This is a genomic window from Chloroflexota bacterium (assembly GCA_035652535.1).
Taxonomy (GTDB): domain Bacteria; phylum Chloroflexota; class UBA6077; order UBA6077; family SHYK01; genus DASRDP01.
This window is the reverse complement of the sequence record DASRDP010000104.1, coordinates 39,004-49,081: the sequence shown is the minus strand read 5'-3', so window position 1 is coordinate 49,081 and position 10,078 is coordinate 39,004. Positions and strand designations below refer to the sequence as shown.

Here is a 10,078-nt window from a genome sequence, read left to right as displayed (position 1 = left end):
CCCCTTGAGAGAAGCTATGCTAAAGTTAATTCACATTATGCTTAGCACGATCCAGGACCCGGTGGTGCCGGTCCCGCCGCCATCCTATACTGCCGCCATGAACGCATTGCCCGGCGGCGACCTCGTCGAGACCGGGATCCGCGACCTGGAGGCCGGCGTCGAGTCGATTCCGGCGTTGCTCGCGTCCATCGGGGCGCCGCGGTTGGCGCAGCTCGGCATCGCGGTGCCCAATCCGCTGCCGGATCCGGAGAAGCGGCTCTACGCGCTGCTGAGCGTGACGGGTGCGGACTCGGCGCATTCGCGATACAACGCGCTGATCCGGCGGCTGGTGAGCTTCGAGCGAGCGGCGGCGTGCGTGGGTTAGCGGACCGGGATCGGATCGAGCGCTTGATGCGGGCGCTCGGGGTGGAAGCGGCGGTTGATACGCGGGTGTATCTCGCCGGGGGCGCGACGGCGGTGCTGCTGGGATGGCGCGAGTCCACCATCGACGTGGACCTGGCGATTGTTCCGGATAGCGATCGTTTGTTGCGAGCGATTGCTCGGTTGAAAGAGGCGCTGGAGATCAACGTCGAGCTGGCCGCTCCGGTGGATTTCATCCCTGTTCCTGCGGGTTGGGAAGAGCGTGGCGCGTTCATCTCCCGCGAGGGGCGAGTCACGTTCTATCACTTCGATCTGTACGCGCAGGCCCTGGCGAAGGTGGAGCGCGGCCACGTCCAAGACGTCGCGGACGTTCGGGAGATGGTCGCTCGGGGCCTGGTGGATCCCGCCGCGGCTCGCGCGTATTTCACCCGCATCGAGCCCGAGCTGTACCGGTATCCCGCGCTCGACGCTGCGTCCTTCCGCAGGGCCGTGGACCTGGCATTTGCGTCGTAGCCGAGGGGCGGCCGGGGGTTGCGCTATCACACCTGCGACACATGGAGCGCGGCCGGACGCGGTCGCGCCACTGGCCTGCTACCATTGCTGCCACGATGTCGTCCGCAAGCGCCGGCGCGCCGTCAACGTCCACCGCTGACCCGTCGGTCCTGGCGGCGCAGCAGCTCTTCCTCGACTCGCTCGTGGGCAAATCGCCCCGCACCGTGGCGACGTACGCCAGCGCCCTCCGGCGCTGGAACGAGCACCTGCGCGAGCGAAAGGCCAAGCCGGAGCTGCTCGCCACGTCGGAGATCGGCGAGGAGGCGCTCGAGGCATTCCAGCGCTGGCTGATCCGGTCCTACGGCCGGGACGATCGCGCGACGATCACCACGTACGTCGCCGGGGTGCGCGCGTTCTTTCGGTTCCTCTCCCGCCGACACATGCTGAACGGCGAGACGAGCTTCGAGGCGATCCAGGAGCAGGCGCGGGCGGGGATGGGGCGGGCTTCGTACCGCTCCCCGCGCGTGGACAGCCGCCTGGCGAACGTGGTGCTTTATGTCAAGTCTGTTCCCCTCCCCGACCCGACGCGCTTTCCCGCGGCCTACCTGGAAGTTCTCCGCGATCGCGCCATCATCCTGACGCTCTTCTCGACCGGCATGCGGCGGGAGGAGGCGTCGCGGCTCGATCGCGCCGACCTCGATGATGGATGGAACAGCCAGGCGATCATTCGGGGCAAGGGCGACCGCGAGCGCGTCGTCTTCTTCTCCGAGGAGGCGCTGGAGGCGCTGCGCGCCTACTTCAACGCGCGGAACGACTCCTATGCGCCGGCCTTCATCCGCCACGACCGTGCCCGCGGCAGGGTGAGGGGTCGTGGCGCCAACTATCGGCTGTCGCCCCTCTCTATATGGAAGACGGTGAAGAAGATCAGCCTCCTGGCGGACGTGCCGGCCACGACCCACGACTTCCGCCACGCCAAGGCGACGGTGCTGCTGAACCAGGGCGCCAAGCTCTCCGAGGTGCAAGACATCCTGGGCCACGCGAGTCCGGAGACCACGAAAAAGATCTACGCCCACTACGAGGTCCAGCACCTGCGCGACGCCTTCGACCGGTACAGCCTGAGCGCGGAGGAGATGGCCGAGCGCCACGTGCGCCGGCGCGACCAGCGCTGAACCGGGGCCATTGTGCTACGCGGCCGCCGACGTCCCGGATGAGCATCGCGCGCGGCGGTCCATCGCGCTCGCCCGGCATGACCGGTCGCGGGACTCGCTGGGCGAACAAGGCGAGCGGGCTGCCCAATCGCTCCTCGCCCAGCCTCGCCGTTCGGAGCCGCCGCGACCGCCGGCGTCGGCTCCCGCGCCGGCGACGGATATCATGGCCGATCCGTCGTCCCGCTCAGAACGAAGGCTCCGAATCCGGATTGGTGGAGGTGGCTGCGGTGGTGAAGCGTTGGCGCAGCCGTCGAACGACCATGGGAGGCGGCTCCAATTGCTCCCCGCTGGGGCGACGAAGGGATCCGTTCGCCTGTCTGGAAGCCAGCGCCACCGGTGAGGCGCGATAGGGGCCGAACGAGCCGATGGTACAATTGTTCCAATCACCCACGTCCGCCGAGCCACACGTTTTCGACAACGCGTGATCTCGTCACACCCTCGGGGCGTCAGGACGGAGATCCCCGAGGCGCGGATCCATCGGAGGCTGCGCCAGTGCGCCGAGCGCGTCAGGTCACGTCGCTGCTCGTCATGCTCCTCGTGCTCGCCATCGGGCCCTTCGGCCTGGGCTACGCGCTCGGGCACGCGGATGCCATCGGCCGGTCGCACACCGCGATCGAGCCGGTCCTTCGGCGCGTGGGCCTCGCCCGCGCCGTGCCCGAGCCGGCGCCCGTTCCAGCCCCCTCGCCGGAGCTGGACGCCATCTTCCGCCCCTTCTGGGAGGCGTGGGGCTACGTCGACCGCGATTTTTATGACGAGTCGGCCGTCGAACCCCACAAGCTCTCGCGCGGCGCGATTCGCGGCATGCTCACCGCGCTCGACGATCAGCACACGCTCTACCTCGACCCCACGCACCGCGAGATCACCGACGCGGACCTGCGCGGGGCCTTCGACGGGATCGGCGTCCAGGTGGAGATGGAAGGCGACGATCTGCACGTTGTGTCGCCGCTGGACGGCTCGCCCGGCCAGCGCGCAGGGCTGAGGGCGGGCGACGTCATCACTCGCGTCGATGGGAGCGACGTGCACGGCATCAGCCTCCTCGACGCGATTCAGATGATTCGCGGCCCGCGCGGCTCAACCGTGACCCTTACCATCGTTCGGGGGGGCGCGGCGCCCTTCGACGTCAAGGTCGCGCGCGAGGAGATCCGCGTCCCATCGGTGCGGGGGGAGCTGCGCCCGGACGGCGTCGCCTACATTCGGATCAGCAGCTTCGCCCTGCGCGTTGGGTCGGACCTGCGCGAAGTGCTCGACCAGCTCGCGCAGCGCTCCCCGCGCGGGTGGGTGCTGGACCTGCGCGGCAACCCGGGCGGTTATCTCGACGGCGCCGTGGCCGTGACGAGCCAGTTCATCGACGAGGGCGTCGTCCTGTACGAGGAGCGGCGCGGAGCCGAGCGCGAGGCGATCCGGACGCGCGGGCGGCCGCGCGCCCTCTCAGGTCCGATGGCGGTCATGGTGGACTCTGGAACGGCGAGCGCGGCGGAGATCGTGGCCGGCGCGCTCCGGGACCATGGTCGCGCCACGCTGGTCGGCGAGCAGACATACGGCAAGGGAACGGTCCAGATTGTCCACACGTTGAGCGACGGCGGCGCCCTAAGGCTCACCGTCGCGCGGTGGCTCACGCCCGACGGGAGCCCCATTCAGGGCGTCGGCCTCACGCCGCAGATCCCCGTGGTGGCGGCGGCCGGAGCGGACGCCGCGCTGCAGCAGGCCGTCGACTTCGTGCGTCAGCAGCCCGCGAGCGCCGCCGCGCCGCTGGGGGGCCAGCGCGCTGTCGTTCCCATGCAGGTGACGCCGGGCCAGTCGGTGCGCGACTGGCTATCGCTCCGCGATGACGCGGAGGCGAGCATCCTCGATGCCCGGGAAGAGGCGGCGCTCGGCGCACCGGTCCTCGGATAATGCCGCAGGAAGCGCCCGCTCGCGAGCGCGTGTACGCGACGAATCGGCGCGCGTATCACGAGTACCACATCCTGGAGACGCTGGAGGTGGGAATCGCCCTGACGGGGACCGAGATCAAGTCCGTGCGCGCGGGCAAGGTGAACCTGCGCGAGGCCTACGCGCGGGTCGAGCGCGGCGAGCTGTGGCTGCTCAACGCCCACATCTCGCCATACGAGGCGGGCAACCGATACAACCACGACCCGATCCGGCCGCGCAAGCTGCTGGCCCACACGCGCGAGATCGCGCACCTCGCCGGCCGCGCGTCGGAGACGGGCGTGACGCTCGTGCCGTTGCGCGTGTACGACCGCCGCGGCCACGTGAAGGTCGAGCTGGGCGTGGCGCGCGGCAAGCGTAGCTACGACAAGCGGGCCGCCATCGCGGAGCGGGACGCGCGGCGCGAGATCGAGCGCGCCGTCAAACGCGACCTCTGGTCGGCCCGCTAGCGACGGACGAGGGCGTGGGTGTCCGTGAACGGCGGGCCGGGGTGAATCGCGCGGCAGCGACGGGCGAGAGCGGGTGTCGCCGCCGTGAACGGCGGGCCGGGGTGAATCGCGCGGCTGCGACGGGCGAGAGCGGGTGTCGCCGCCGTGAACCGCGGGCCGGGGTGTGCTCCGTCGGTTATGGTAAACTCATGCAGGCGCGGATGCCGAAAGGCGTCGGGCGCATCGTACACATGGGGACGCTCGGTCTCGACAGGGGAGGAGATTAGGCGATTGCAGGCCGAGTTCGCTCTCGACTCGAAAAACAGGGGGCAAGCCAGTAACTGGCGACTACGCATACGCTGCCGCTGCGTAAGCAGCGACCGTCCTCTTCGGCCTCACTTCGGCGGGCCGAAATAGGGCGCCGATAAGTCGAAGTGCTGCGCGACCCGCCGTCGGCGTGGGGCGCGAGTAAGCCAAGGCCGACTGGCTCGATGGAACCCGGTCGACGGGGGGCCTAGAGCGAGGAGTTAAAGCGTCGACTACGCCTGGAGTACATCGCCGATCGACTCGCTCTGGACGGGGGGTTCGATTCCCCCCCGTCTCCACCACCGCCGCTATCTGTCGATGGATAGCGGCATCTTTCTATCATTCGCGTGTGAAGTCGGCGCTCGCAGTCCACGGGGAGACGTTCGGTATAGCGGGCCCACATGCGGCCGACGAGGCGCTGCAGGTCTTTGTTGGCGAAGTGTCAGTCGGGGCGTAGTCCATCAGCGTTCGGGTCGATGCTCCCCGCGACCGCGGGATTCGGCGTCACCGTCGTCGCGATGAACCTCAACGGGGTCGAAGAACGTGGGCGTGGCCGTCGACAGCGGGAGATGAGCGCTCGCGAGGTTCGCGAAGCCGAATCCCGCGGCGACCGTCACATCGGGGCGGCTGGAAGGCGCTGGGCGAGCTTCCCTGGGCGATTCGCGCCGGGAGCGACGCTCTACGACGTCACGTCCCACGTGTGGGCGTTCCAGCCGCTGGCCGGCGGCACTCCCACGAGGCGATTGGTCATCATGATGGCGTCCACGCTGTAAAACAGGCCCATGACGAGCTGCTGGTCGGTCTGGAAGTGGATGAGGGCTCCGAGGGCCTTCATCCGGTCGCCCATCGGCACCGTCGTGAGGTACTTGTCCATCATGGCGTCATAGTCTGGATTCACGTAGGACCCGCGGTTCCGGCTCTTGTTCGGCGCGCGGTAGTTGCGCTCGGGAAGCGGGGCGGCGGAGCTGTCGAGGAGGTTGTCGAGGCCATCGACCCCGTCCGGCTGGTTCACCAGCTCGAGGCCCGGATAATTCGCGCGGTACTCGTTGTCCTGGAGCCGTTGGACCGGGATCACCACCGCCTCGGAGCGAAGTCCGACCCGCTGGAAGGAGTCCGCGACCGCGAACGACGACTTCTGGTTCGCCTCATTGGTCGTGGTCCGGATCTCGATGGACACCTGCTGGCCCGCTGGGTCGCGGTAGAAGCCGTCGGCCCCCTTGGCGAATCCCATGGCCTCGATCATCTGCGTGGCGCGGCGCGTGTCGTACGGCCAGCGCACGATGCTGTCTTTGATGGCGGGGTACTCGGCGGCGTCCGGGGGGATGATGCTGTCGGCGACCGGCCCGAGGCCGGCGGCCAGGCTCTCCGCCAGCTGCTCGCGATCGATGCTCTGAATCAACGCACGGCGAAAGTCCGCCTCCACCAGCGCGGCCGGATTCGGCACGCGAAGCTGGGGATACATCATGGTCCATCCCGTGCCGGAGATGTTGGGCACGATCTTTCCATCGTGCCACTGGTCGCGCACCTGCACCCCCTGCTCGATGGACACGGCGCGTGAGAACGTGAGGTCCACGGCGCCGGACAGGACGTTCGCCACGAGGGTGCTCGGGTCGGCGATGAACTTCACCTCGATCTGGTCCAGCTTCGGGCGGCCGAGGACGTACTGGTCGAAGGCGTCGAGGGTCACATAGCTGCCGGTCTGCCAATCACGAATCTTGAACGGGCCGGTGCTGACGAACTCCGTGTTCCAGTACGGAATCTGGAGGAACCCTTCCTTGTTCTCGTTGAAGGGTCGCTCCAGGATGTGGCGCGGCAACGGCTGGGCGAACCCGCTGGATCCCGAGGAAAACATGCGATCGGCGTTGATGTAGGGCTGGCTCCACGAGACGACGATGGTGCGCGGGTCGGGCGCTGAGACGTCGGCGATGAGGTCGTAGGCCGGCTCGCGCAGCACGGCCAGATCGGTGTCGTTCCCCACCGTGGCCGTGAAGAGTAGATCGTCCGAGGTGAACGGTGTGCCGTCGTGCCATCGAACGCCATCGCGGATCTTCCAGGTCACGCGCATGCGCCCGTCCGGCGATAGCTCCCAGAGGCCATTTTCGGTCGTGGGGACCGCTTCGGCCAGTTCGGGGTGAAGCGTGCCCGCCTCGTCCGCGACCGCCAGCCCGGCCGTCACCAGCATCTCGAACTGGCCGATGCCGGGCACGGTCCCGCCGGCGATCTTGATGTCGTCCCAGACCGCGGGCGGCTCGCCCAGCATGGCGATGGCGATGCGTTTGGGGGATCGCTGGTCCTGGGCGGGCCCCCGGTCGCCGCTCGGCGCGCGGGCCGCCGTTGGGCCGCAGCCCGCGGCGATCGTGGTGATGAGGGCGACGAGAGCGATGGCCGCTCGCGCGTAGAGGCTCGATGTTCGCGACCCGCCGCGCGTCATCTCACTCCTCGCCAGCCAGTGTGCGCCGCACGTTCACGAGCGGCGCTCCCCCCAGCCCACCGGCGCCACTCCCTCTGTGCGTTCCCTCGATCGTCGGATGGCCGGTCCTATTGTACGCTGCGTGGCGACGAGCGGAGCCCTGGTTCCCTTCATCGCCGCGGCTGTCGCCGTCGCACTGGCGCGTCACCCCTCACGCCATTTGGGGGCCGTTGCCCTATCGGAGGTCCCACGTCTCGATGTTCCACGTCTCATCGACGTCGGCGGCCTTGCCCGACGAGACGTTGACGAGCTTGTTGCTGATGAGCATCGGTTCCGGTCCATAAAAAATACCCAGGCCGATCACCTGGTCGGACAAGATGTGCGCCGCCTGGGCGAGGACGGCGGTGCGGTCCGTTTTGGGAATCGTGCTGTAGTACCGGCTGACGAGGCCGTCCAGCTCCGGGTTGCTGTACCGCGTTCGGTTCTTCCCCTTCCAGTTGTTGTCGGGAAGGGGGATCTCGGACGAGATGAAGCGCGTCAAGTCGAAGGGCTGGCGGACGAGGTCGAACCCGGGGTTCGTGGCTCGATATTCGCGATCTGAGGCGAGCTGGCGCGGCGTGACGACGGTGTTGACCCCCACACCGATCTGGCGCCACGAGTCGGCCGTGGCCTGGACGAGCTTCTCTTTCAGATCGTCACCGGCGTTGGTGCGGCTCTCGATCGTGAGGGCCTGCCCGTCGGGACCGGCGAACATGCCGTCGGCCCCGCGCGCGAACCCCAGCCCCTGGATCGCCTGCGCCGCGCCGCGCGGATCGAAGGGATACGTCACGACGCTCCCCTGGACGTCGCGATACTCGGGTGAGTTTATGTAAAGAATCGTGTCGGCAACGGGCGCGCGCCCGGCCTGGAGCGTGTCGGAGAGCGCCTTGCGATCGATCCCCTGGAGGAGTGCCCGCCGAAAGCGGACGTCGCCGATGACGGCCGGGTCGGGCGTCATGAGCTGCGGGTAGTGGGCGATCCAGTTGCTGGGCTTCGCGTCCATTCTTCCGCCGTCCCATTGCTCGTCCACCTGGAGCGCCTGCTCCAGGTTCATGCCGCGGCCGATCGTGACGTCGACTTCTCCGGCGAGAATATTGGAGATCACGACGTTGGGGTCTGACAGGAACCGCACCTCGATCTCGTCGAGCTTCGGTCTACCGAGCACGTAGCCGTCCCATGCCTCGACGATCATGTGGCTATCCCGAACGAACTCCCGCAGCTTGAAAGCGCCGGTCCCGACGAAATCCGTCGTCCAGTACGGCTGGTCGAGAAAGCTCGCCTTGTCCGATTCGTATTGCGCGCGAAGGAGATGGTCGGGAAGGGGGAGCGCGATGGTGTAGCTGAAGAGCTGGTCCGCGTAGATGAACGGCTGCTTCCAGGTGACGACGACGGTGCGCTCGTCCGGCGTCGTCACCGCGTCCATCGCCCGGTATGCCGGATTCCCGGCGATGGCGACGGACTTGTCTCGCACGACGGTCGCCGTGAACTGGATGTCCGCTGCGGTGAAGGGCGCCCCGTCCTGCCACGTCGCGTCGGGCTTGATGTTCCACGTCGTCTGCATCGTGCCGTCCGGGGACACGGTCCACAGGCCGTTTTCGAGGCTCGGCGCCTCCTTGGCGAGCTGCGGCACGACGTTGTCATCCTCATCGAGCTTCGTGAGGCCCGCGTTGATGACCTTCTCCAGCTCGCCGACGCCGCGGATGGACCCGGTCCCCGCGGTATTCACCGCCTGACTGAGGGTGTAGGGATTTCCGAGGATCGCCGCCGTAATGTGTTTGCGGTGTGGAGGCGCTGGCACCGGGTCGCCCCCCGCGCCTTTGGGCGCCGCCCCCGCGGCGCATGCGGTGGTGACGATTGCCATCCCGATCAGAGCGGCGCCGATCCGTGTCAAGACCATGTTCAGACCCTCGCATCGCGGGATGAGCCGGACGGGTGACGGCTGGACTGTCTCGTTCGACTATATCGAAAAACGGGCCTACTCTTAGACCATTCTTAGATAAGAAAATGGAGCGGAAATCCGTGGGAATTGCTTATGGACAATGGGGAACGAAGCCGGCTGGATCGGCATATGATTGAACGAGTCACGCGAGGAGCACGAGATGAGCCAACTTGCCGTCCCTCTCACCAACGGCGGGCCGCCCTCCGCCGAGGACTACTGGGCGATCGCCGAGCCGAGCCCTCGGCGCGTGCGCGTGGTGTTCGCCGGCGAGACGATCGCCGATAGCCGGCGCGTCATGCTCTTTCGGGAGCGCGGCCACCTCCCCGTCTACTACTTTCCCCGCGGCGACGTGCGCACGGACCTTCTGGTGCCGTCCGGTCGCACGGAGACCGATGCGCAAAAGGGCACAGCGACCTTCTGGAACGTCCGGGCTGGGAGCCGCGTCGCCGAGCAGGGCGCGTGGCGCTTCAACGCCGGGACGCCACAGTGGCCCGAGATGAGCGAGTACATCGCGTTCGACTGGCCATCGATGGACGCATGGTACGAGGAGGATGAAGAGGTCTTCGTCCATCCGCGGGATCCGTACAAGCGCGTCGACGTGCTGGCGAGCACGCGCCACGTGCGGGTCGTGCTGGGCGGCGTCACCGTCGCCGACAGCCATCGCCCGCGGCTGCTGTTTGAGACGGGATTGCCGACGCGCTACTATCTGCCGCCCGAGGACGTCCGCCTCGATCTCTTGCATCCCACCGACACCCACACGCGCTGCCCATACAAGGGCATCGCGTCGTATTGGAGCGTGCGCGTAGGCGATCAGACCTTCGACGACATCGTCTGGAGCTACCCTGAGCCCATCCCCGAGTGCCCGAAGGTCGCGGGCCTCCTCTGTTTCTTCAACGAGCGCGTTGACGCGCTCTACGTGGACGAGGAGCTCCAGCCGCGGCCGAAGACGCGCTGGTCGAGGGACTGAGTC

General features: G+C 67.9%; 8 protein-coding genes and 1 other RNA gene. 7 read left to right on the top strand and 2 right to left on the bottom strand.

Translation table 11 applies throughout. From position 1 onward, the window contains the following. The first annotated feature begins 16 nt into the window (after nt 1–16). The 6 genes from VFC51_12790 (at nt 17) to ssrA (ending at nt 5,022) form a co-directional block, all read left to right on the top strand. Nucleotides 17–364 carry a hypothetical protein gene (locus VFC51_12790; GenBank protein ID HZT07902.1) on the top strand — a complete coding sequence of 116 codons (348 nt, stop codon included), beginning with the start codon at nt 17–19 and terminating at the stop codon, nt 362–364. Between the two features lie 26 nt (nt 365–390). Then, nucleotides 391–873: a DUF6036 family nucleotidyltransferase gene (locus tag VFC51_12785; GenBank protein ID HZT07901.1), complete on the top strand. Its 483-nt coding sequence runs from the start codon at nt 391–393 to the stop codon at nt 871–873. A gap of 95 nt (nt 874–968) precedes the next feature. Then, nucleotides 969–2,021, top strand: coding sequence for a tyrosine-type recombinase/integrase (locus tag VFC51_12780; protein ID HZT07900.1), 1,053 nt, complete (start codon nt 969–971; stop codon nt 2,019–2,021). Between the two features lie 531 nt (nt 2,022–2,552). Beyond that, nucleotides 2,553–3,953 carry a S41 family peptidase gene (locus VFC51_12775; GenBank protein ID HZT07899.1) on the top strand — a complete coding sequence of 467 codons (1,401 nt, stop codon included), beginning with the start codon at nt 2,553–2,555 and terminating at the stop codon, nt 3,951–3,953. Further along, complete coding sequence (smpB, locus tag VFC51_12770) at nt 3,953–4,435, top strand: SsrA-binding protein SmpB (protein HZT07898.1); 483 nt, start codon at nt 3,953–3,955, stop codon at nt 4,433–4,435. Before VFC51_12775 ends, smpB begins: the two co-directional genes overlap by 1 nt. 232 nt (nt 4,436–4,667) lie before the next feature. After that, nucleotides 4,668–5,022: a transfer-messenger RNA gene (gene ssrA / locus VFC51_12765) on the top strand. Between the two features lie 377 nt (nt 5,023–5,399). Here the strand turns inward: ssrA and VFC51_12760 are convergent. After that, the gene (locus VFC51_12760) at nt 5,400–7,151 is read right to left on the bottom strand and encodes an ABC transporter substrate-binding protein (protein ID HZT07897.1); all 1,752 of its coding nucleotides are present in this window, start codon (nt 7,149–7,151) and stop codon (nt 5,400–5,402) included. Nucleotides 7,152–7,365: 214 nt separating this feature from the next. Continuing rightward, on the bottom strand, nt 7,366–9,066 hold the full coding sequence (locus VFC51_12755; GenBank protein HZT07896.1) for an ABC transporter substrate-binding protein: 1,701 nt from the start codon (nt 9,064–9,066) through the stop codon (nt 7,366–7,368). Nucleotides 9,067–9,268: 202 nt separating this feature from the next. Between VFC51_12755 and VFC51_12750 the strand changes: the two genes are divergently transcribed. After that, nucleotides 9,269–10,075, top strand: a complete 807-nt coding sequence (locus tag VFC51_12750) for a DUF427 domain-containing protein (protein HZT07895.1) — start codon at nt 9,269–9,271, stop codon at nt 10,073–10,075. The last annotated feature ends 3 nt before the right edge of the window (nt 10,076–10,078 follow it).